Here is a 22,050-nt window from a genome sequence, read left to right as displayed (position 1 = left end):
ACTTTTTACTTGGGTGCTGCCTACCGGCATGACCAAGTAACAGGGATAGCGTTAACCCATGTTGCCGTTCAGCAGGACAGTATCAGCACAACAGATGACAAATTATCTCGGCGGCTATCCTAGCACGTGAGGGGGCATAGCCACAGACTGGCACCCTGATTTGGAATAAAAGCCAGAGATATATCCAATAGATCTCAAGGTGCAGGAAGGCGGCAAGCGAGAAAATCCCGATGAGCTTGCTAAAGTAAGTGATTCGGGTAAACGAGCGCGGCCAACACACCTGTAACTTGAAATATGAAGGATATAGGCGGTTAATGGTTCCATAAAGGCGTAGTACCCTTTATTATCCTCGATCACTTTGCTTTAGCAACAGGATCTAAACAGATTTCATGTATCAACCTGTCGCACTATTTATTGGCCTGCGTTATATGCGCGGGCGTGCATCTGACCGCTTCGGTCGGTTCGTCTCATGGCTTTCTACTATTGGCATCACGCTTGGCGTGATGGCGCTGATCACGGTACTGTCGGTGATGAATGGTTTTGAGCGTGATTTGCAGAATAATATTTTGGGGCTGATGCCGCAGGCGCTGATTACCACGCCACAAGGCTCTCTTGACCCGAATAAGATCCCTGCCTCTGCACTTAAATCGTTGACTGGCGTTACTGATATTGTGCCGCTAACCACTGCGGATGTGGTGTTGCAGAGTGCCCGCAATCTGGCGGCTGGTGTGATGCTGGGTGTTGATCCCGAGCGTCATGAACCACTGGCTGATTATTTGGTTAACGTGCACCTGAAGGATTTACAGCCGGGGAGCTACAATATTATCCTGGGCGAAAAACTGGCGGGCCAGTTGGGTGTTAAACGTGGTGAAACATTGCGTTTGATGGTCCCTAGCGCCAGTCAGTTCACGCCAATGGGGCGCATTCCTAGCCAGCGGCTGTTTAATATCATTGGAACATTCGCCGCAGACAGTGAGGTTGATGGCTATCAAATGCTGGTTAATCAGCAGGATGCATCACGTCTGATGCGTTATCCGGCTGGCAATATTACCGGCTGGCGTCTATTCCTTGCACAACCTTTGTCTGTTGATAGCCTGAGCCAACAGGCGTTGCCTGAAGGCACGGTATGGAAAGATTGGCGAGAGCGTAAAGGCGAGTTGTTCCAGGCGGTGCGTATGGAAAAAAATATGATGGGGTTGCTACTTAGCCTGATTATTGCCGTCGCAGCCTTTAATATAATTACCTCGTTGGGCCTGTTAGTGATGGAGAAGCAGGGTGAAGTGGCGATTTTGCAAACTCAAGGCTTGAGCCGCCGCCAAATCATGCTGGTCTTTATGGTGCAGGGGGCTACCGCCGGGGTAATTGGCGCATTACTTGGTGCCGGGCTGGGTATTTTACTCGCCAGCCAATTGAACACGATTATCCCGATTCTCGGTTTATTGATTGATGGTGCCACCTTGCCGGTGGAGATTAACCCGGTACAGGTCACCGTGATTGCTCTGTTGGCGATGGCGATTGCCTTGTTGTCCACGCTTTATCCTTCCTGGCGCGCTGCCGCCGCACAACCTGCCGAGGCTTTACGCTATGAGTAACCATCCATTATTACAGTGTTTAGATTTGTGCAAACGCTATCAGGAAGGGCAATTGCACACTGACGTATTGCGTAATGTGTCGTTCACTATCGAAGCTGGTGAGCTGATGGCGATTGTCGGCAGTTCCGGTTCAGGTAAAAGTACCTTATTGCATCTGTTGGGTGGTCTGGATTCCCCAACCTCCGGCGAGGTTATTTATCAGGGCCGTTCACTGAATCAGCTCTCTTCCACCGCGAAAGCGGAATTACGTAACCGAGAGTTAGGTTTTATCTATCAATTCCACCATTTACTGCCTGATTTTACCGCATTGGAGAATGTCGCAATGCCACTGTTAATCGGTGGAGCCAAACCCGCAGAGGCGCAGGATAAAGCCCGGGCGATGTTGACCGCGGTAGGGTTGGAAAAACGGAGCAAACATCGGCCGTCTGAGTTGTCTGGTGGTGAGCGTCAGCGGGTGGCGATTGCCCGTTCGCTGGTGAACAACCCGTCACTGGTTTTGGCAGATGAACCGACCGGTAACCTAGACCAACGTAATGCTGACAGCATCTTTAATCTGTTAGGTGAATTGAATGTTCGCCAGGGGACGGCATTTTTAGTGGTAACCCACGATTTGCAGTTAGCAAAACGTATGAGCCGCCAGTTGGAAATGCGCGATGGCCAGCTACAGCAGCACTTGACACTGGTGGGGGCTGAGTAATGGGTGTGTCGCCACTTTCACTTTTAATCGGCTTACGGTTTAGCCGTGGCCGCCGTCGTGGCGGTATGGTGTCATTAATTTCAGTGATATCTACCTTGGGTATCGCCTTGGGTGTTGCAGTATTGATCGTGGGTCTAAGTGCGATGAATGGCTTCGAACGTGAGCTGAAAGATCGCATTTTGGCCGTGGTACCACACGGCGAAATTGCGGTGGTTAATCAGCCGTTCAGTGGCTGGCCGCAAACCCTGCAACGTATTGAAAAAGTGCCTGGTATCGTAGCGGCCGCCCCCTATATCAATTTCACCGGTCTGATTGAAAATGCCACACAACTGCGTGCAGTACAGGTTAAAGGTGTTGATCCGCAGGCAGAACAGCGTCTTAGCGCATTACCCAGCTTTGTGCTTGACCATGCTTGGGATAATTTCAAAGCGGGTCAGCAGCAGATTATTTTAGGTAAAGGTCTGGCTGACGCATTAGGTGTGAAGCAGGGGTCATGGCTGACAGTAATGATCCCGAATAGTGATCCTGAAATGAAACTGCTGCAACCTAAGCGTATTCGCTTACAGGTCGCCGGTGTTTTTCAACTCAGTGGTCAGTTGGATCACAGTCTGGCACTGGTCCCTTTAGCTGATGCCCAGCAATACTTGGAAATGGGTGACAGTGTCACTGGTATAGCCATCAAGGTCAATGATGTATACAACGCCAACAAACTGGTGCGAAGTGCCGGTGAAGTGAGCAATGCATATGTTTATATCAGCAGTTGGATTGGCACTTATGGCTATATGTACCGCGATATCCAGATGATTCGTACCATCATGTATATGGCCATGGTGCTGGTGATAGGTGTTGCCAGTTTTAATATTGTGTCCACCCTGGTTATGGCTGTTAAAGATAAAAGTAGCGATATAGCCGTGTTACGCACATTAGGGGCCAAAGATGGTCTGATCCGTGCAATCTTTATCTGGTATGGCTTATTAGCCGGACTTATCGGCAGTATCAGCGGGGTGATAGTGGGGGTAATTGTCTCAATGCAATTGACCAACATTATCCGTGGGCTGGAGCGGCTGATTGGCCATCAATTCTTGTCTGGCGATATCTATTTCATTGATTTCCTGCCGTCAGAATTGCACTGGTTTGATGTAGCCTGCGTATTAGCCACCGCGCTGGTGCTGAGTTTAATTGCCAGTTGGTATCCTGCACGTCGCGCAAGTCGTATTGATCCGGCTCGGGTATTAAGCGGGCAATAATTCCCCCCGTTATACTTCAAGCCGCATCTGCGTTGGCTGCTTTCGTTTACCCCCAGTCACTTGCTTCAGTAAGCGCCTGGGGACTTACTCAGTTGCCGTCTTCCTACCGCTCGAATTATTTAGGGTATATAAGGACAATTCTATGTATTACGGTTTTGATATGGGCGGCACCAAGATTGAGTTAGGCGTTTTTGATGCCAATCTGCAACGAATCTGGCATAAACGAGTCCCAACGCCCCGTGAAGATTATCAGCAGTTACTGCAAACTTTGCGTGATTTAACGCTGGAAGCTGATGCATATTGTGGTGTTAAAGGCAGTGTGGGTATTGGTATTCCTGGTTTACCCAATGCCGATGATGGCACAGTATTTACGGCCAATGTGCCATCGGCCATGGGGCAATTATTGCAGGGTGATCTTTCCCGCCTGATTGAGCGTGAAGTTCGAATCGATAACGATGCTAACTGTTTTGCGCTGTCCGAAGCGTGGGATCCTGAATTTCGCACTTATCCAACAGTTCTGGGGCTAATTCTTGGCACCGGTGTTGGCGGTGGCCTGATTGTTAATGGCAGTATTGTTAGCGGGCGGAATCATATTACCGGCGAATTCGGCCACTTTCGGTTACCGGTAGATGCGTTGGATATTTTAGGCGCAGATATTCCGCGCGTACCCTGTGGTTGCGGCCATAACGGTTGCATAGAGAATTATATCTCAGGGCGTGGTTTTGAATGGATGTATAAGCACTTTAACCAACAATCGCTGCCCGCCACTGAGATTATCGCCAACTATAATACTGGCGAGCCCAAAGCAGTAGCCCATATTGAGCGCTTTATGGATGTGCTGGCGGTATGTTTGGGTAATCTATTGACGATGCTTGATCCACATCTGGTTGTCATTGGTGGCGGGCTATCTAATTTTGACAAGATTTATCAGGAACTACCAAAACGCTTACCCCAGCATTTATTGCGAGTGGCCCGATTGCCACGCATTGAAAAAGCGCGTTATGGTGATGCGGGCGGCGTTCGTGGCGCTGCGTTTCTGCATTTGAGTGAATAATAGTCGTCACAAGCTATAGAGTTGTCACAAACAATAACGATATCCAATATAGAGGCAAAAGTTATGCGTATTCGCCATCGGCTATGTCGGTTTCGCAAGAATAAGCATTTGCGGCATCAACGTTTTCGCTCCCGTATCTTTCATCGGGACAGTGCTGCTACAGCAGAAATGAAGAAACCGTTTGTGGTGGTGCTTACTGGTGCGGGGATTTCTGCTGAGTCAGGCATCCGTACTTTCCGTGCCGCAGATGGCCTATGGGAAGAGCATCAGGTGGAAGATGTTGCAACGCCGGAAGGGTATCGTCGCGACCCTGAGTTAGTTCAAGCTTTTTATAATGCTCGTCGCCGTCAATTGCAGCAGCCAGAAATTGCACCCAATGCGGCGCATCAGGCGCTGGCAGATTTGGAAGCGGTGCTGGGTGATAACTTTGTTCTGATTACCCAGAATATTGATAATTTGCATGAAAGGGCAGGCAGTAAGCGTGTTATCCATATGCACGGTGAATTACTGAAGGTGCGTTGCACGCAGTCTGGCCAGGTATTAGATTGGCCGGGAGATCTCTCGGCTGACGAGCGTTGTCATTGCTGCCAGTTCCCATCCCCTTTGCGACCTCATATTGTGTGGTTTGGTGAAATGCCGATGGGGATGGATGATATCTATCAGGCGCTGGCTGAGGCTGATTTCTTTATCTCGATAGGAACTTCAGGCCACGTCTATCCAGCGGCTGGGTTTGTTCATGAGTCACGTTTGCATGGTGCTCATACCGTTGAGTTGAATCTGGAACCCAGTCAGGTAGAAAGTCAGTTCGATGAAAAACACTATGGGCTTGCCAGTAAAGTGGTACCGGAATATGTGCGCGAGTTTTTGACTACCCGGGGTGAGAATCGCCAGGGTAGCAGCGGCAATTAGCCAAAATGGCGTATAAATAAACGATAGTCCCTGCGGGTTGATGAATAAATCACCCAGCAGGGTTTTAGCATCCCACCTTATTATTCTGGCTTAAGTTTGCCTAAAGCTGACTTGACGCAATATTTGATCACGATCACTTCCCCATAATGATATTCACTATTATGAGGGTGGGAACCATGGACAAATTACTCGACCGCTTTTTCAACTATGTCTCTTTTGATACACAAGCAAAAGCCAATGTAAAATCCGTGCCGAGCACTGAGGGGCAGCACAAGCTTGCGCTGGCATTACAGCATGAGTTGCAGGCGCTGGGTTTTTCTCAGGTTACCTTGAGTGATCACAGTTGTGTAATGGCAACATTACCTGCAAATGTCTCTTGGCCGGTCCCCACTATTGGTTTTATTGCACATCTCGATACGTCACCTGATTTTTCGGGCAAAAATGTTAATCCACAGATTGTAGAAAGTTACCGTGGTGGGGATATTGCCTTGGGGATAGGCGACGAGGTGTTGTCACCGGTCATGTTCCCGGTATTACACCAGCTACTCGGCCACACATTAATTACCACTGATGGTAAAACCTTGCTGGGGGCCGATGATAAAGCCGGTATTGCCGAAATTATTACTGCAATGGTGCGGTTAAAGCACAGTAATGTGCCTCACGGCGATATCCGCATTGCATTCACTCCCGATGAAGAGGTTGGCAAAGGTGCACGCTTCTTTAATGTGGACGAGTTTGATGCCCAGTGGGCTTATACCGTTGATGGTGGTGGTGTTGGCGAGTTAGAGTTTGAAAACTTTAATGCGGCGTCAGTAACGATCAAGGTTGTTGGTAATAATGTCCATCCCGGCAGTGCCAAAGGGGTAATGGTAAATGCATTATCACTGGCGACCCGTTTCCATCAGGAACTTCCTGCAAGTGAAACTCCTGAATGTACAGATGGTTACGAGGGTTTCTATCATCTGCAAAGTATTAAAGGCACTGTTGAGCGGGCAGAAATGCACTATATAGTACGTGATTTCAACCGTGATGGTTTTGAAGCCCGTAAGAAGAATATGGTGGATATTGCTAAGCGGGTTGGTAAAGGTTTGCATCGTGACTGCTACATCGAAATCGTTATGGATGACAGTTATTACAATATGCGTGAACATATAATCAAGCACCCGCATATCATCGAGTTAGCACAACAGGCGATGCGTGATTGCGATATCACGCCCGTCATGAAGCCGATACGGGGAGGCACTGATGGCGCGCAGTTATCTTTCCTCGGATTACCTTGTCCCAATATCTTTACTGGTGGTTATAATTATCATGGTAAACATGAATTTATTACGCTGGAAGGGATGGAGAAGGCGGTTGCAGTAATCATGCGGATTTCTGAACTGACAGCAGCACGAGCTAAAGCGTCATAAATTGCCTGCTACCTGCTTAACCGCCTATACCAAACGCCCCGTAAATGGGGCGTTTGGTATCATATATCGCAGAGATTAGTCGTTGAAATACCAATAACCGCTATTAACCAGTTCCGCCAGCAGTGCCAGGAACGCTGGGTCTTCCAATGCATCACCAAGTTGTTGAGCATCCACACTGAAATGTTGACACAAAGCATTGGCAGCACTCATATGCGGCGTATCAATCAGTTCACCGTTAACAAAGCAGCTATCACCAATACGTAAAGCGCGCAGGCCACTAAGGCGGCGTAATGCTTCACCTTGTTGTAGCAAATCATAGATCTCACTGGCCTGATAAGGTGGTTCAGGTGGCGCAACATCCAGCTCATGACGTGATTGAGAAGTAAACTCACCAAACCAGTTTTGGAAATGCTCGGGTTGCTGGAGTAAATCCAACATCATTGCCCGCAGCTTATCGACTTCATGTGGCAAAATATCTGCTGGCTGGTCACGCAGTTGCAAATCAGGATCACTGTAACGGTAGCTCCCCAATTCACGCGAAAGGATATAATCGGCAAAACCACTGACTAATTCACGGCCATTTGGCGCGCGGAAACCGACTGAATAATTCAATGCATTTTCAAGTGCATAGCCTTCATGGGGGAAACCCGGTGGAATGTAGAGAATATCGCCCGGCTCCATTTCCTCATCAATGATGGCATCAAAGGGAGCGACTTGTAGCAAGTCAGGGTGTGGGCAATGCTGCTTCATTTCAGTTTTTTCACCCACTCGCCAGCGGCGGCGGCCAGTCCCCTGAATGATAAAGACATCATATTGATCAAAATGTGGGCCAACACCGCCACCGGGTACGGAGAAGGAGATCATCAAATCATCCATACGCCAGTCAGATAGCTGGCGGAAGGGGCGCATTAATGCAGCGGCAGGCTCATGCCAATGGTCAACAGCTTGAACCAGCAGCGACCAGTTGGTTTCACCTAAGTGATCAAAACTCTCAAACGGGCCGTGGCTCACTTGCCAACGACCATCTTCATGGCTTACCAAGCGGCTGTCGACTTCATTTTCCATCGCTAGCCCAGCAAGTTCATCCGGCGAGAGCGGGTCTATAAAGTTTTTAAAACCGCGTTTGAGGATAACGGGGCGTTTCTGCCAGTAACGTTGCAGAAAGTCAGGCCAATCGAGACAGAGTTGGTAATCCATGTTTATTCCAGAATAGGAGGGAATTTGCTTGTGATTATAACGGAAGCCGGCCTTTAGTATCAGGGGTTGGCAGGCAAATTTTGTTAATCATCGTGATAATCATGTTGCTGGCCAAAAGTTACCATCATTTTGGCTCCACCTAACGGGCTTTCAGTGATGGAAATCTCACCTTGATACTGTTCAATAATTTCGGCGGCCACTGATAGCCCCAGCCCTTGTCCAGGGCGCAAAGTGTCAACTCGCTGGCCGCGCTGGAAAATCAGCAACCGCTTATTTTCAGGAATACCCGGTCCATCATCATCCACCACAATAGTTAGCTGTTTTTCAGAGTGTAGGGCGGTAATTTCAACGAATTCAAGACAATACTTGCAAGCGTTATCCAGTACGTTGCCCATCACTTCCATAAAGTCATTTTTATCACCAAGGAAGGTGACTTCAGGTGAGATATCCAGCGTGAGTACTACCCCTTTACGCTGATAGACTTTATTCAGTGCGCTGCACAAGCTGTCTAACAGCGCCGGTACCGAGTGGATTTCCCGGACCAGTACATTCTGTTCGGAACGCATACTGGCGCGGTGCAGGTAATAGCCAATTTGCTGAGAGATACGGCTTATCTGCTCTAGCATGATAGGTTCGACCTCTTCGATGGTCGTCTGCTTGCCGGTACGTAAAGAACGCAGGGTGGTCTGTAATACCGCCAGTGGGGTCTTAAGGCTGTGGGTGAGATCCGACAAGGTTGTGCGATACTTGGTGTAACGTTGACGCTCATTGGTGAGCAAAATATTGAGGTTTCGAACCAAACTCTGTAATTCACGCGGTGGATTTTCATCCAGTTGTTCGCGTTCACCTTTTTCCAACTGACTGATTTGACTGACCAGTGCTTTAATTGGCCGCAGGCTCCAGTAGGCCGCCAGCCACAGTAAGGGAACCACCAACAGCAAATTAGCCAGTAACACATAGCTAAACCAGTTCCACACCAAGTCAGAACGTTGTAACTCCTGCGGGATGGTATCTACGACCACAATGGTGAGCTGTGGTAAGCGTGAGGTCGCAGGATAAGTATTGACGGAGATTGAGTGCGTTAGGGCGCTGTTATCAGTATCGTCATATTTTTTTAGCTGGTCTTGGGCTTTGGGGTTATCACCCAACATCATGCTACTGATGTGTGTCCCGGTATCCAGTTCGTAGAAGCCGGGTTTTTGTAACCAACTTTTTTCGATATGCGATTCAAGCTCGGGCACATGGCGCTGACGCCACAAAATATTGCCGTCTTTGTCATAAATCAGCACCAACGTTGGGATGTTCAGTTCAAGTTCAGGGGGAACCGAAATACTCAGTTTATTATCATGCCACTGAGCCAAACTGAAAAATAAGTTACTTTCACCGCGATGGGCACTGAAGGTATTTTTATCAAAGCTGACAATGTACCCAACCACGGCAACCATGCCATAAGATAACGACAGCGCTAAAATGACACCTGCTGTCGCCATAAGAAAACGCGCACGAAGAGAGAACGGTTTGCTATTTTTCCTGAACATAGTGTCTAGCTGGCGTCAAAACGGTATCCCTGACCTCGGATGGTCGTAATCACTTCGCCTTCATGTTCTGCCAGTAGCTTTTTACGCAAACGGCCCATTAATACATCGATGGTGTGGCTCTCACGTAGTTCTGCATCAGGATAGAGTTGCAGCATGAGCGTATCTTTGCTGACCACTTTACCGGCATTACGAATAAGGGTTTCGATGATAGTGTATTCAAAGGCCGTCAGTTTAATCTGTTGCTGATTGACACACAACTCTCGGCGCGAGAGGTCAATCTGAAACGGAGGGAATTCAATTACCTGAGATGCTAAACCAATATTGCGGCGCATCAACGCCTGCATCCGTGCGATGACTTCTTCAAGATGAAAGGGCTTAGTCACGTAATCATCGGCACCCGCTTCCAGCACGGCGACTTTATCTTGCCAGCTTTCCCGTGCTGTGAGCACCAGAATAGGTAAGTTTGTTTGATGACTGCGCCAGCGACGAATAAGACTTAAGCCATCTTCCCCGGGAAGGCCGAGATCAATAATCGCGATATCCGGGGCATGCTCTTGCAAGAAATAGTCTGCTTCTTTAGCATCTTCCGCTGCATCAACCTGATGGCCCATTTCACGCATTTGCACGGTAAGATGGTGACGCAATAAAGCATTATCTTCCACAACCAGAACCCGCATACCACATTCCTCGATAAGACTTAACCGGGCAACTCAATATTACCCGGCAAGTAAATAATTAAAATCAATGACTTAGAAGTTGTAACGTAAACCTGCTTGCATTGCTTGATCACTCACTTTCCAGTTATGGTAGGTGTAACCTACTTCCGCTGCAAGGCTCTGTGTTAAGGCGTAGCTCGTCGTAATTCGCGCTTCATGGAATGCCCGGTGGTCATAATTTGCCAGGCGATAGGCAACATCCATACCGATACTTTGCGTGAGTTTGCTCTTAATACCGATTTCACCGGTAGCGCTATTGTAGGTATTGGTTTTTTTACCGTCTTTGCTGGCATCAAATACCATCGCATGGCGGCTGCCACCCACTAAGCTATAAAAATCGATATTAGGTGAAAAAGCAAAGTGGTACCCCAAGCCGAGCACTGCTTGTGCAAGGCCGCGATCGTTATTGGCAATACTGTTCAGGCGGGCATCAATAAAGAGATCATTATCAAATCCATAGCCACCATTCAGATAAATGCCGCCCATCTCGCGATTACCAGTCTGGCTGTACTTTTTTTGGTCAAACTGTTTATCAAAACGGGCCTTATTGCTGATGGCACCGTATTGCAAGCCACCCGCTACATAAGTGTAATCACCTGCTATTGCGGCTGTACAGGTACCCATCAGGGCGAGAGATAATAAGGTTTGCTTCAACATATAATAATAGCTCCTGCAATTGTAACGTCCTTTTGGCATCGCGGATATTATCGATGATAACGGCTAAACCGTTGCTAAACAGGAGGGGAGAGTACGCAGGAAAATAAGAGAAATCAGGAGGATAATACAGGTGGCATAGGGCTACCACCTGTATTAGGGATTAAAAAATTACTTTAATTCATCGACCATAGTGGCTGCCCGGCCAATATAATTAGCGGGCGTCATTGCTTTCAACCGGGTTTTTTCTTCTTCCGGTAAGGCAAGGCCATCGATAAATGCCTGCATGCCTGCGGCATCTACCCGCTTGCCACGGGTGAGTTCTTTGAGTTTTTCATACGGTTTTTCAATGCCATAACGGCGCATTACGGTTTGGATCGGCTCAGCCAGAACTTCCCAGTTGTGATCAAGCTCATCCAGTAGGTGCGTTTCGTTGACTTCCAACTTGCTAATGCCTTTCATTGTCGCCTGATAGGCTATTAACGCATAGCCCAAACCAACACCTAAATTACGGAGCACTGTGGAGTCAGTCAGGTCGCGCTGCCAGCGGGAAACCGGTAATTTACTGGCCAGATGTCCGAGCACCGCATTGGACATGCCCAAATTGCCTTCGGAGTTTTCGAAATCAATGGGGTTCACTTTATGGGGCATGGTGCTTGAACCGATTTCACCGGCGATAGTTTTTTGTTTGAAATGATTTAGGGCAACGTAACCCCAAATATCACGGTCAAAATCGATCAGGATAGTATTGAAACGGGCAACACAATCAAACAGTTCGGCAATGTAATCATGAGGTTCAATTTGCGTAGTGTATGGGTTCCAGTTGATCCCCAGCGACGTGACAAAACTTTCGCTGAACTGATGCCAGTCCACTTCAGGATAAGCAACGATGTGAGCATTATAGTTACCTACTGCACCGTTGATTTTACCCAGAATTTCCACTTGTGACAGTTGACGGAACTGGCGCTCCATACGGTAAGCAACGTTAGCCAGTTCTTTACCGATGGTTGAAGGTGTGGCTGGCTGACCATGGGTACGGGACAGCAGTGGCAAATCACGGTACTGGTGGGCCAGCGCTTTAATTGAATCAATAATCTGCCGCCACATTGGCAATACCACATCCTGACGGGCGGTTTGCAACATTAAGGCGTGGGATAAGTTATTGATATCTTCTGAAGTACAAGCAAAGTGAATAAATTCTGACACTGCGTGCAACGCCGGAACACTCGCTACTTTTTCTTTCAGGAAATACTCAACAGCTTTCACATCATGATTAGTCGTGCGCTCAATGGTTTTGATGCGCTGTGCATCTTGTTCGTTGAACTGTTGCACGATCTTGTCAAGGTAAGCGTTTGCGTCGGCATCAAAAGCCGGAACTTCTTTGATCTCTGCGCAGGCGGCCAGTTTTTGCAGCCAACGTACTTCGACCTGCACGCGGAATTTCAGCAAACCGAATTCGCTAAAGATTGGGCGCAGTGCGCTGACTTTGTCGCCGTAGCGACCATCAATAGGTGAAACGGCGGTCAGTGAGGATAATTCCATCGGTGGCAACTCCAATTACTTTGGTATGGTTCAATTATGAGCAAGAATACTCTGTGCCTGTTTAAAAAGACGATTTCGCGAAAACATTAACTGCAAGCGGCTTCCACCGACTTGTTGCCAAAGCACGGCTGAGCGAATACCCGCCAGCAGGGCGGCACGAACTTTTGCCTGCACCAACGTGCTTTGTAAAATAGCGGGTGAACCGGTAACCTGAATGCGTGGGCCGAGAGGGCTGATGACATCAGTATAAATGGATGCCAGTGAACTCATCATTGTTTCTGATTCAAGATCGAAATGTGCCAGTTGGCGATCAAGCTGATTGATTCGGTCACCCAATGTATTCATGGCAGGCTTATTGCCATTGAGCTTGCGTTCTAACACCATTAAGCTGAGGGTATAGCGGGTCAATTCTGCTGCTGGCCCCTGACGATTGGCATTTAAGACCGTTTGCAGCGTCTCCAATCCCATTTTCAGCGATTGCTCATTACCGCCGTACACCGCAAGTGTTGACGGTGGGTCGGTCTGTAGTAGCCCGCCCAAGATGGTGTTCAATGCCTCATTATCGCACTGGCCTTCATGAGCCAGTTGCTGAACCAAGCGAGCGGACTGGCAGATCCCTGTCAGTGCCAGCGTAATGTCATAATAATTCTTCGCCACGGTCACTCCTGTAAACGTTCTGGTTCATTGCTGGGCTGATTTAGTTTGTTACTACGTCAGTCAGTGGATAACGCTCTTCAATGATACCGCCGCCAAGGCAGACTTCACCTTGATAAAATACAGCGGACTGACCCGGGGTTACTGCGGCAACCGGGCTATCGAATCTGACCTCGATACGCTCATCATCCAGCGGGGTGACGGTGCAGGGAATATCCTGCTGACGGTAGCGTGTTTTCACCACACACTGAAAAGCGGCGGTTATCGGTTGACGGTCAACCCAATGCAACTGTTGGGCTATCAGACCGACTGACATTAACCGTGGATGTTCATGTCCTTGCGCCACAAGCAAGATATTATTGGCGACATCTTTATCTACCACATACCATGGGTCATCACCGCCATCTTTGGTGCCACCGATACCCAGCCCTTTACGTTGCCCCAAGGTGTGATACATCAATCCCTGATGCTCGCCCATATGCTGACCGTCAACAGTCATGATAGGGCCGGGTTGTGCGGGCAGATAACGCCCCAGGAAATCACGGAATTTGCGCTCACCGATAAAGCAGATGCCGGTGGAGTCTTTTTTCTTGGCGGTGACCAGATCAAGTTGCTCGGCGATACGGCGCACTTCGGGTTTTTCCAGTTCGCCGACCGGGAATAGGCTTTGGGCCAGTTGTTCGTGGCTTAATGTATAGAGGAAGTAACTTTGATCTTTATTGCCATCCAGACCACGTAGTAAACGGCTTTTGCCATTGACATCCTGGCGGCGAACATAGTGGCCAGTGGCAATATAGTCAGCCCCTAAGTCTTCGGCGGCAAACTCAAGGAAAGCTTTAAACTTGATCTCTTTATTACACAGAATATCAGGGTTAGGTGTGCGCCCGGCTTTATATTCTTCCAGGAACAATTCGAACACGTTATCCCAATATTCTGCGGCAAAATTGACGGTGTGCAACTCCATGCCCAGTTTGTCGCATACTGCTTGCGCATCGGCCAAATCGGTCGCTGCTGAGCAATACTCTTCGCCATCATCCTCTTCCCAATTCTTCATGAACAAACCGGCAACTTGGTAACCCTGTTGCTGAAGCAGGTAGGCGGAAACGGAAGAGTCGACACCGCCGGACATACCGACGATTACTTTTTTCTGGCTATTATCTGACATGGGAGTCTCACTAACGTAAATACCTAAGCTTCTGATAGAGACCAAGGCGGATAGCACTATCCGAACACTTTATCGCCACGGGCAAGGCATTATAAAAACAAGCGCCGGATTTTATCACGTTGACCGCTCGGCTGCATTCTAGATTCGCGCTCTCGACGAAATTACCTGAGTAAATCAACGCTACTTTTTATAAAGGCCAGTTAAAAGAACCAACCAGATCAAGGGAATAACGTTCGGGTTGTTGGTAACAGCGGATACTCTCGGCCACTAATGGTGAACGTAAATTGGCTGATTGCAGTATTTCATCAGCCAAGAGCCACCGACAGCAATCAATATCACTATCATGAGGATGGGTGGGTAAGGGGGCCAGCAGTTCAATAACGAAAGCGAAGCGCAAAAATGGGGTCTTGTCCGGGGCTATCCATTGATGCATTCGCAGAAAAGATTGCGGTGTGGCGCGAATTCCGGTCTCTTCCCACAACTCTCTCTCTGCGGCTTGCAACAGAGTTTCATTGGCTTCCAAATGTCCAGCCGGTTGATTCCATAGTTTTTTGCCATTAATCGTCTCTTCGACAACTAAGAATTTCCCTTGTGCGTGCACAACACAAGCGACAGTTACATGGGGCTTAAACATAGTTAATCTCCTTCCATTCGCCGGGCTGTAGGTCGGCAAGGCTTAAATTTCCTACACTAAACCGTATCAGACGCAGGGTAGGGAAGCCAATATGGGCCGTCATTCTGCGCACTTGCCGATTACGACCTTCGTAAAGTGTGATCTGTAGCCAGCAGGTAGGACTATTTTTGCGCTCTCTGATCGGGGGCACCCGCGGCCATAGCCACTCAGGTTCATTAACCAACTCAGCCCCTGCGGGTAAGGTAGGGCCATCTTTTAAGGTGACACCACGGCGTAATTGGCCGAGAGCATCATCGCCAGGTATTCCTTCTACTTGTACAAAATAGATTTTACCTGTTTTCTCGCCCGGTTGGGTGAGTTTGGCTTGCAACTTGCCATCATTGGTTAATACCAGTAAACCTTCACTGTCGCGATCGAGTCTGCCTGCGGCATAAACGTCGTTAAAGGGGATAAATTCCTTCAATGTGCTACGGCCAGACTCATCGGTAAATTGTGGCAAGACATCGAAAGGTTTGTTGAATAACAACACTCTCCTTGGGCCGACAGGCTTTACCCGTTTGGCCGGCGTCTTGGTGCTGAATCGGTTAACTTTGTGATTTTTAACAGAGAATTTATTCATGTTTATTGCGATTCCGAATGATTAGCGCATTATACCTCAATCCGTTTCGGATTGGCGTGGAACGAATATTCAAGTAGTATTGACACGAATCTTACAAGGCATTAACAAAATTGCGCTGAAGGAGAAGGTTGATGGAAAGCAAAGTAGTTGTTCCGGCAGAAGGTAAGAAAATTACTGTCGATGCTCAGGGTAAACTGGTTGTTCCGCATAATCCGATCATTCCATTTATTGAAGGTGATGGTATCGGCGTTGATGTGACCCCTGCCATGATCCACGTGGTAGATGCCGCGGTTAAGAAAGCCTATAAAGGTGAGCGTAAAATCTCCTGGATGGAAATCTACACCGGTGAGAAGTCAACGCATGTTTATGGCAAAGATGTTTGGCTGCCAGAAGAAACATTGGATCTGATTCGTGAGTACCGCGTGGCGATTAAAGGCCCATTGACTACCCCGGTCGGTGGCGGTATTCGTTCGTTGAACGTTGCTTTGCGCCAACAACTTGATCTGTATGTGTGCCTGCGTCCGGTGCGTTATTACGAAGGGACCCCAAGCCAGGTAAAACACCCTGAATTGACCAACATGGTGATTTTCCGCGAAAACGCGGAAGATATCTATGCTGGAATCGAATGGAAAGCCGGTTCACCAGAAGCTGAAAAAGTGATTAAGTTCCTGCGTGAAGAGATGGGTGTGAAGAAAATCCGTTTCCCTGAACAATGCGGTATTGGTATCAAACCTTGCTCAGAAGAAGGGACTAAGCGCTTGGTTCGTGCGGCAATTGAGTATGCAATTACCAACGATCGTGAATCAGTAACTCTGGTTCATAAAGGCAACATTATGAAATTCACCGAAGGTGCCTTTAAAGACTGGGGTTACCAGTTAGCACGTGAGGAATTTGGTGGTGAGCTGATCGATGGCGGTCCTTGGGTTAAAATCAAGAACCCCAATAATGGCAAAGAGATCATTATCAAAGATGTGATTGCTGATGCCTTCCTGCAACAAATTCTGCTGCGTCCTGCTGAATATGATGTTATCGCCTGTATGAACCTGAATGGTGATTACATCTCTGACGCCTTGGCTGCTCAGGTTGGCGGTATCGGTATTGCTCCGGGTGCCAACATTGGTGATGATTGTGCTTTGTTTGAGGCCACTCACGGCACTGCACCAAAATATGCTGGTCAGGATAAAGTGAACCCAGGCTCAATCATTCTGTCCGCAGAAATGATGCTACGTCATATGGGTTGGTTCGAAGCGGCTGACTTGATTATCAAAGGCACCGAAGGCGCAATTCAGGCCAAGACCGTGACTTATGATTTCGAACGCCTGATGGATGGCGCTAAACTGCGCAAATGTAGCGAGTTTGGTCAAGATATCATCGACAACATGTAAATTGTTGAGCAGAACAAAGCCTCGCGGGAGTTTAAGCTACCGTGAGGCTTTTTTTATCCCAAGAAGGGACGAAGTTGATTGCTTAAATATCTACTAGTACAGATTTATCTCTTATTTGTTATTAAATTGTTATTCACCTCTCAAACTGTTCTTGCGGTAGGAATATATGAAGAAAATATTTGACTGATTATGGTAACTCTTTATCCTTTACCGCAAGTTATTTGGCATATAGCTGCTGGCGAATTGTACTGAGCTTATTTAGCTCGCAGTTTTCAAGATATTATAAAAATCTTATTCTTTATTTTCTCTCTTAAAACAGAGGTTTACATTGTGACAAAGGATGTAGAAATTGTTAAAGCACGGCATCCGTTAGATAAGCAGCATATCAAACTGACTTATGTAACTCATTTTTACTGTAATCAGGGAAATATGGATTCTGTTGAATCTTTGTTGAAGGAATATGAAACTTACCCTGATGATATTAAAGATGCAGTGGAGTTTGTCATCGTCGATGATTGCTCGCCATTAGAGTATGACGTAAAGGATTATGATTTGAATTTCACGTGGTTAAGAATAACCACTGATATTCAGTGGAATCAGGCCGGCTCTCGGAATCTGGGGGTGACATACGCGAAGTCAGATAAGATTATCATTACTGATTTAGATTGCTTGCTACCGGCAGACACCCTGCGTTATTTGGTGAATGCCCGTAACCCTGGCCGTTCCCTATATCGTATCTACCGCACAGATGAAAAAACAGGTAAAGCCTATCGTGGCCATCCTAACCTGTTCTTCATGTCCAGAGCACGGTTCTTTAGGTTGTATGGGTATGATGAAGAGTTCGCTGGCCATTATGGCTCGGAGGATTATCGGTTTGTGAAGTTCCATAAAGATCATGGTAGCACACCACGTTATCTGCCTAAGCAGTACCGATGCATTGAGCGTAATGTAGATAGGAAGAAAAGCTACCATTCTCTGGATCGTGATTTGACTCACAACGCCCCGATTGATGACCGGAAGAAGAGTGAAATTGCACGGTTTGGTGCAGAATATGGCCATAGCCGGATATTTCTTAACTTTAACTGGGAAATTAAAAAAGTGCATTCACGTGTGCCGACGGTGCCTGAACGCAAGCTTTGGTGGCGACCATTATGGTGGTTCCGTTACTTGTTTAGATCACTGGCAGCATAACGGCACTCGCCACAAAATATTGCCATAGCTAGTGGTTATCTGATGGTTGGTTATGGCGTAAATTGGGGCTGCTATCCTTTGTGAAAAGGTATCTGATAGCCTCAACTGATTATCAATTCGAAGTGAGTGACTTATGATTTCTCCGGTTTCTACTTCTTTGCCCGGCTCAGCGCCAGTGCATCGATATGTTGGCATGTTTTCCTGTGCTACGGCATTCCTGTTAGGTATTGGTCTACCCACTTCTAATTTCATAATGAATTTGTCGATGGTGTTAGCTGTCATCTGTTTGCTGCTGAACCGCGATACTCGCTATGTGAAAACGTTGGCAAAGAATCCGTTGATTTGGTTGCCTGCCATTATGTTCATGCTGCTGGCACTGTCGTTGCTCTGGCAGCATAACCTATACGGCAAAGTGATGGTCAGCAAGTACTCCAAATTACTGTATATCTTACCGTTAGCGATGTTCTTTGTGCTGTCACGTTCATTGGCTGGCTATTTTGCCAAAGGTTTTTTACTGGCAAATGCCGTTATCCTGGCAGCCAGCCTGTGGGTTGGCCTTCTCCATCTGCCGTTGGGGCATATCGATCCACTGAATCCCTCTGTGTTTAAACTGCAAATTACGCATAATTTCTTTATGGCACTGGCCGCCGTTATCTGGCTTGCTCTGGCTTTTAGAAGCCAAGGATGGAAGCGTTGGGGTTATGGTCTGTTGATGTGTTTGGCTATCTATAACATTGTGTTTATGGTGCAAGGCCGCACCGGCTATGTTGCATTGGCCGCGGCATTTGGCCTGTGGGGGTTACTGTCACTGTCAATCCGCCAGCGCTTGGCGATGGTCGTTTGCGCATTTATCGTCGCGGCCATTGTACTTATGGTGCCTAACCGGGCGGTAGATCGGTTGCAGCAGGGCGTGACTGAGGTTAAAACCTGTCTGGCCGTCTCGAATGGTGATGCTAATGTTTCCTGTGATAGCTCGATGGGGCTACGTACCGCATTTATGCTCGCCTCAGTGAAGTTGATTGAGGATGCGCCGATATTGGGTCATGGGGCTGGGGGTTTTTGGTATTCTTTCTCGCAAAGTGCGTATAGCATCAATCCACATAATGAATATCTGATGCAGACAGTTCAGTCGGGATTGGTCGGGTTAGCCTTATTCCTGGGATGGATGTGGTGTTATTTCCGCTCCGCATGGCGTTTATCTGCTCAGGTTAGAAATGTGCTGATTGCATTACTTGGTGCCTATTTGGCTTGCCACTTGTTTAATTCCTTCTTACTCGACTCTTCAGAAGGGCATCTGTTTATTATTCTTACGGCGATAGTTGCCAGTTATTCAGTTCTGCCGCCGAAAGAGCAAAATGAAATCAGTAGTCAATAAAGTTGGCTGTGAAATAAATAAGACAGGTGCCCGATGTGGCACCTGTTATTTATCTGTTTATTCCGGTGTTGCCGTGGCTGAAGTGATGCCTAAACTGTTGTATCCCTCTTTAAAACCAAATACCTCTAAAAACTCATAAACTATTGAATACATATGGTATGGTGAGAAAAACAACCAGGTAAAAAGTGATAATAAAACAATAATGGCAACTAGCAAGAATTTATCCAGCAGCACTTTTCCTCCTTGTATTTTTTGGCTTCATAAACCTTGCCGAATTGATCTTTTAGGTCGAATACGCAAAGTACAATAACGATAACGTAAAACCATATAAAAATCATGGACAGAGTGAGCGAAAATGACTTTTTAGTCACTAGATCACCCAATTATTATTTCCTTCACCTTTGCCTTAGCACAGGCCTGTACAGCCGCCACGATAGCGATGTTCCAGTAGATACTTCAGCCAATGATGCAGAAAATACGGTGTTCAGATGGGAGATATCAGTAGTAAGGACGACAGTGCTGCTGTATATGCGGGTAATCAGGTTAATCGCCTGACGCGATACCACCGTGTGACCTTAATGGATCATGTTGTCGTTTTAATTGGTTGATTATCATGTTATTGCCATTGTTGAACAACCGGCACGACCCTGAGGATGAACCAATAAAAAGCCCTCAATGATGAGGGCTATAGACTAACGGTTGGCTTTATCATCAGCCTCATCGAGCAGGCCTTTGGCTATTTTGCTGGCATCCAGATAACGTGCTGAGTGTAAGATGCCGCTAAGCGTCTCTCGGACACTGGCCAGGAACTGATCGTTATCTGACTCATTAGCACATTCAACCATTAACGCGACAAGCAAAGCTTCATGGGCGATCAGATGATCTTCACCAGGTAAGTTTGCATCAGTTTCACCTTTGTGAGCGCGGACAGATGTTTGATTAAGTGATGACATAAAACTCCTTATTTAATAATTGAGTAACTACCTGACTACTATAGCGGGATTTTTATTTATTGCTATCGTATAAAAATACAGGTGAAATTTATCCACCTGCATAGTGAGATTGGCTAAATTAGATAAAGCCTAATTATTTATTGACCAAAGTCGGCATCACATGCTTGATAAAACGCATTGCCTGAGTCTGCAACAATCCATGCCAGAATAATGACGTGATGGCCTTTTTTACCTTTAGGTAAATGAACCTTGTGCTCGATTTTAGCCACTAACTTATCGTTGTGCGAGTAATAAGGAACATAAGGATAGATATCTTCATAAAACGGTGCTGGCTCTAATTGAGCCCGTGTAATACGTTCTGCTGGGTTCCAATCATCTTTGGTAATAAACCAACGATAACCACGAGTAACATGAGCAACAGTGTAGGCCCAATATATATCAAGGTCACTGCCTGGGTTAACCACGATAGTTGGCCAGGTAAAGTTATCATTAGGGTGACCGATAGACCGTAGCTTGTGTTGCATTTCTTTATCGGTGAAATTCACCACCTCTCGATTACCGCGGTGACCACCACTGAGAATAAGGCCATCAGGGGGTGGTGGGTTGCTCCAACTATCCATTTCGTAAGGGGGGACGAAAGAACCGCCTGTCAAATCAGGGAAGTTTTTTCCTCCTTCCATTTCATTATTTTCCCATTCAGCAATCAATCCTAAATCAGTTGCTACCAAGCCTCGTGTTTGAGGATCAGTGACCCGGCCATGCCGAAGTTGTAATTTATTATTACTCATGATTTTTACCTCGATAGTTAAGTGTTTTTTTAGATTTTTATGCAACAATATATAAGTATTAATTGGTAATATTGCAGTTTTATATTTTGTAAATAACCTTATTCTACTGTTTATTTAATTATCAAACTTATTATTAATTTGTTTGTGATAAATATCGTTAATGCCAAGTTTGGTGCACATGATGACATTGTGTTTTTTGTGGGGAATTATCGTTTAATATATTATTTTGTGTTTAATTTTTTTATAAGTATGTGGTGTGATAATTCATTTATCAAATCCTTTAATTGTTACTCTATGAGTAAATTATGTATATCTTCACTGCTATTATATTTAACACAGTTACCGAACATGGCTGAGTTAAGGATTGGTCATCATTTTGATTATTATCATTTTTTAGGGGGCGATTAATTTTCATCCCACGATGGAACGTTGTAATTATGTTTATTTATTAAAGCGAAGTGATATTTTTAAAAAATGATACTCAGCCTTCTGGCGACGTTAAACGCGGCAGTATTATGGCTACTGGGCATATTATATTATGCTGAAAATAAAGGATTACATCTGAGATGTCAGGCCAATAGCCTTAAGTCATGACGGGTCATATCTTATCTGACATTAGCGGAGAATATCTTGCGACACTCTCCGCTAATTTTAATATGAACATTACTGGATGCTGTTCTTAAACACCTCACCAAAGCCTACCGAAGTAGGGCGTTGGAGTATCAGTG

21 protein-coding genes and 1 pseudogene are annotated in these 22,050 nt (G+C 46.7%); 10 read left to right on the top strand and 12 right to left on the bottom strand.

The features are described 5' to 3' along the window. The first annotated feature begins 389 nt into the window (after positions 1 to 389). The 6 genes from lolC to pepT all read left to right on the top strand — a co-directional run bounded on the left by lolC (position 390) and on the right by pepT (position 6,911). Positions 390 to 1,592 (top strand): lipoprotein-releasing ABC transporter permease subunit LolC, encoded by a 1,203-nt coding sequence (gene lolC / locus ACWJJO_RS13430; protein WP_420072955.1) that lies wholly within the window; start codon positions 390 to 392, stop codon positions 1,590 to 1,592. Beyond that, complete coding sequence (gene lolD / locus ACWJJO_RS13425) at positions 1,585 to 2,289, top strand: lipoprotein-releasing ABC transporter ATP-binding protein LolD (RefSeq protein ID WP_083158541.1); 705 nt, start codon at positions 1,585 to 1,587, stop codon at positions 2,287 to 2,289. Before lolC ends, lolD begins: the two co-directional genes overlap by 8 nt. After that, a complete protein-coding gene (gene lolE, locus ACWJJO_RS13420; RefSeq protein WP_481091133.1) occupies positions 2,289 to 3,536 on the top strand; it encodes a lipoprotein-releasing ABC transporter permease subunit LolE in 1,248 nt (415 codons plus the stop codon). Before lolD ends, lolE begins: the two co-directional genes overlap by 1 nt. Positions 3,537 to 3,678: 142 nt before the next feature. Then, positions 3,679 to 4,590, top strand: a complete 912-nt coding sequence (gene nagK / locus ACWJJO_RS13415) for an N-acetylglucosamine kinase (RefSeq protein WP_083158543.1) — start codon at positions 3,679 to 3,681, stop codon at positions 4,588 to 4,590. A gap of 63 nt (positions 4,591 to 4,653) precedes the next feature. Next, positions 4,654 to 5,499, top strand: a complete 846-nt coding sequence (cobB, locus tag ACWJJO_RS13410; RefSeq protein WP_083158544.1) for a Sir2 family NAD+-dependent deacetylase — start codon at positions 4,654 to 4,656, stop codon at positions 5,497 to 5,499. A 176-nt stretch (positions 5,500 to 5,675) separates the two neighbouring features. Then, positions 5,676 to 6,911 carry a peptidase T gene (gene pepT / locus ACWJJO_RS13405; protein ID WP_083158545.1) on the top strand — a complete coding sequence of 412 codons (1,236 nt, stop codon included), beginning with the start codon at positions 5,676 to 5,678 and terminating at the stop codon, positions 6,909 to 6,911. 75 nt (positions 6,912 to 6,986) lie between these two features. On the opposite strand, the gene ACWJJO_RS13400 is transcribed toward pepT, so the two are convergent. The 9 genes from ACWJJO_RS13400 to rluE form a co-directional block, all read right to left on the bottom strand. After that, the gene (locus ACWJJO_RS13400) at positions 6,987 to 8,108 is read right to left on the bottom strand and encodes a ribosomal protein uL16 3-hydroxylase (RefSeq protein WP_372569282.1); all 1,122 of its coding nucleotides are present in this window, start codon (positions 8,106 to 8,108) and stop codon (positions 6,987 to 6,989) included. A gap of 83 nt (positions 8,109 to 8,191) precedes the next feature. After that, positions 8,192 to 9,646 (bottom strand): two-component system sensor histidine kinase PhoQ, encoded by a 1,455-nt coding sequence (phoQ, locus tag ACWJJO_RS13395; protein WP_083158547.1) that lies wholly within the window; start codon positions 9,644 to 9,646, stop codon positions 8,192 to 8,194. A 5-nt stretch (positions 9,647 to 9,651) separates the two neighbouring features. Continuing rightward, a complete protein-coding gene (gene phoP / locus ACWJJO_RS13390; protein WP_042569971.1) occupies positions 9,652 to 10,323 on the bottom strand; it encodes a two-component system response regulator PhoP in 672 nt (223 codons plus the stop codon). A gap of 72 nt (positions 10,324 to 10,395) precedes the next feature. Continuing rightward, a complete protein-coding gene (locus ACWJJO_RS13385) occupies positions 10,396 to 11,019 on the bottom strand; it encodes a YPO1635 family putative outer membrane beta-barrel protein (protein ID WP_083158549.1) in 624 nt (207 codons plus the stop codon). A gap of 168 nt (positions 11,020 to 11,187) precedes the next feature. Continuing rightward, on the bottom strand, positions 11,188 to 12,558 hold the full coding sequence (gene purB, locus ACWJJO_RS13380; protein ID WP_083158550.1) for an adenylosuccinate lyase: 1,371 nt from the start codon (positions 12,556 to 12,558) through the stop codon (positions 11,188 to 11,190). A gap of 30 nt (positions 12,559 to 12,588) precedes the next feature. Continuing rightward, positions 12,589 to 13,215, bottom strand: coding sequence for a high frequency lysogenization protein HflD (gene hflD, locus ACWJJO_RS13375; protein ID WP_481091132.1), 627 nt, complete (start codon positions 13,213 to 13,215; stop codon positions 12,589 to 12,591). 40 nt (positions 13,216 to 13,255) lie between these two features. Further along, positions 13,256 to 14,377, bottom strand: a complete 1,122-nt coding sequence (gene mnmA / locus ACWJJO_RS13370; RefSeq protein ID WP_442847748.1) for a tRNA 2-thiouridine(34) synthase MnmA — start codon at positions 14,375 to 14,377, stop codon at positions 13,256 to 13,258. 187 nt (positions 14,378 to 14,564) lie between these two features. Further along, positions 14,565 to 15,011: an NUDIX hydrolase gene (locus ACWJJO_RS13365; protein WP_083158553.1), complete on the bottom strand. Its 447-nt coding sequence runs from the start codon at positions 15,009 to 15,011 to the stop codon at positions 14,565 to 14,567. Then, positions 15,004 to 15,630 carry a 23S rRNA pseudouridine(2457) synthase RluE gene (gene rluE, locus ACWJJO_RS13360; RefSeq protein ID WP_083158554.1) on the bottom strand — a complete coding sequence of 209 codons (627 nt, stop codon included), beginning with the start codon at positions 15,628 to 15,630 and terminating at the stop codon, positions 15,004 to 15,006. The genes ACWJJO_RS13365 and rluE overlap by 8 nt, the downstream gene beginning before the upstream one ends. 131 nt (positions 15,631 to 15,761) lie before the next feature. Between rluE and icd the strand changes: the two genes are divergently transcribed. The 3 genes from icd (at position 15,762) to ACWJJO_RS13345 (ending at position 19,581) form a co-directional block, all read left to right on the top strand. Continuing rightward, entirely contained in the window at positions 15,762 to 17,015 is a 1,254-nt protein-coding gene (gene icd / locus ACWJJO_RS13355; RefSeq protein WP_481091131.1) for an NADP-dependent isocitrate dehydrogenase, read from the top strand. A gap of 330 nt (positions 17,016 to 17,345) precedes the next feature. Next, positions 17,346 to 18,206, top strand: a complete 861-nt coding sequence (locus ACWJJO_RS13350; RefSeq protein ID WP_083158555.1) for a glycosyltransferase family A protein — start codon at positions 17,346 to 17,348, stop codon at positions 18,204 to 18,206. A 133-nt stretch (positions 18,207 to 18,339) separates the two neighbouring features. Then, positions 18,340 to 19,581 (top strand): O-antigen ligase family protein, encoded by a 1,242-nt coding sequence (locus tag ACWJJO_RS13345; RefSeq protein WP_372569279.1) that lies wholly within the window; start codon positions 18,340 to 18,342, stop codon positions 19,579 to 19,581. A 57-nt stretch (positions 19,582 to 19,638) separates the two neighbouring features. Here ACWJJO_RS13345 and ACWJJO_RS13340 read toward each other — a convergent pair whose 3' ends face one another. The 3 genes from ACWJJO_RS13340 to ACWJJO_RS13330 form a co-directional block, all read right to left on the bottom strand. Continuing rightward, a complete protein-coding gene (locus ACWJJO_RS13340; protein WP_481091130.1) occupies positions 19,639 to 19,815 on the bottom strand; it encodes a hypothetical protein in 177 nt (58 codons plus the stop codon). A 458-nt stretch (positions 19,816 to 20,273) separates the two neighbouring features. Further along, positions 20,274 to 20,534 (bottom strand): hypothetical protein, encoded by a 261-nt coding sequence (locus ACWJJO_RS13335; RefSeq protein ID WP_083158556.1) that lies wholly within the window; start codon positions 20,532 to 20,534, stop codon positions 20,274 to 20,276. 137 nt (positions 20,535 to 20,671) lie between these two features. Beyond that, a complete protein-coding gene (locus tag ACWJJO_RS13330; RefSeq protein ID WP_481091129.1) occupies positions 20,672 to 21,322 on the bottom strand; it encodes a lytic polysaccharide monooxygenase auxiliary activity family 9 protein in 651 nt (216 codons plus the stop codon). Positions 21,323 to 21,796: 474 nt separating this feature from the next. Between ACWJJO_RS13330 and ACWJJO_RS13325 the strand changes: the two are divergent. Then, positions 21,797 to 22,045: pseudogene (locus ACWJJO_RS13325) on the top strand (IS4 family transposase); the annotation flags it as partial. Positions 22,046 to 22,050: the final 5 nt, after the last annotated feature.

This window comes from Yersinia antarctica (assembly GCF_056636475.1).
This window is presented reverse-complemented; position numbering and strand designations above follow the sequence as displayed.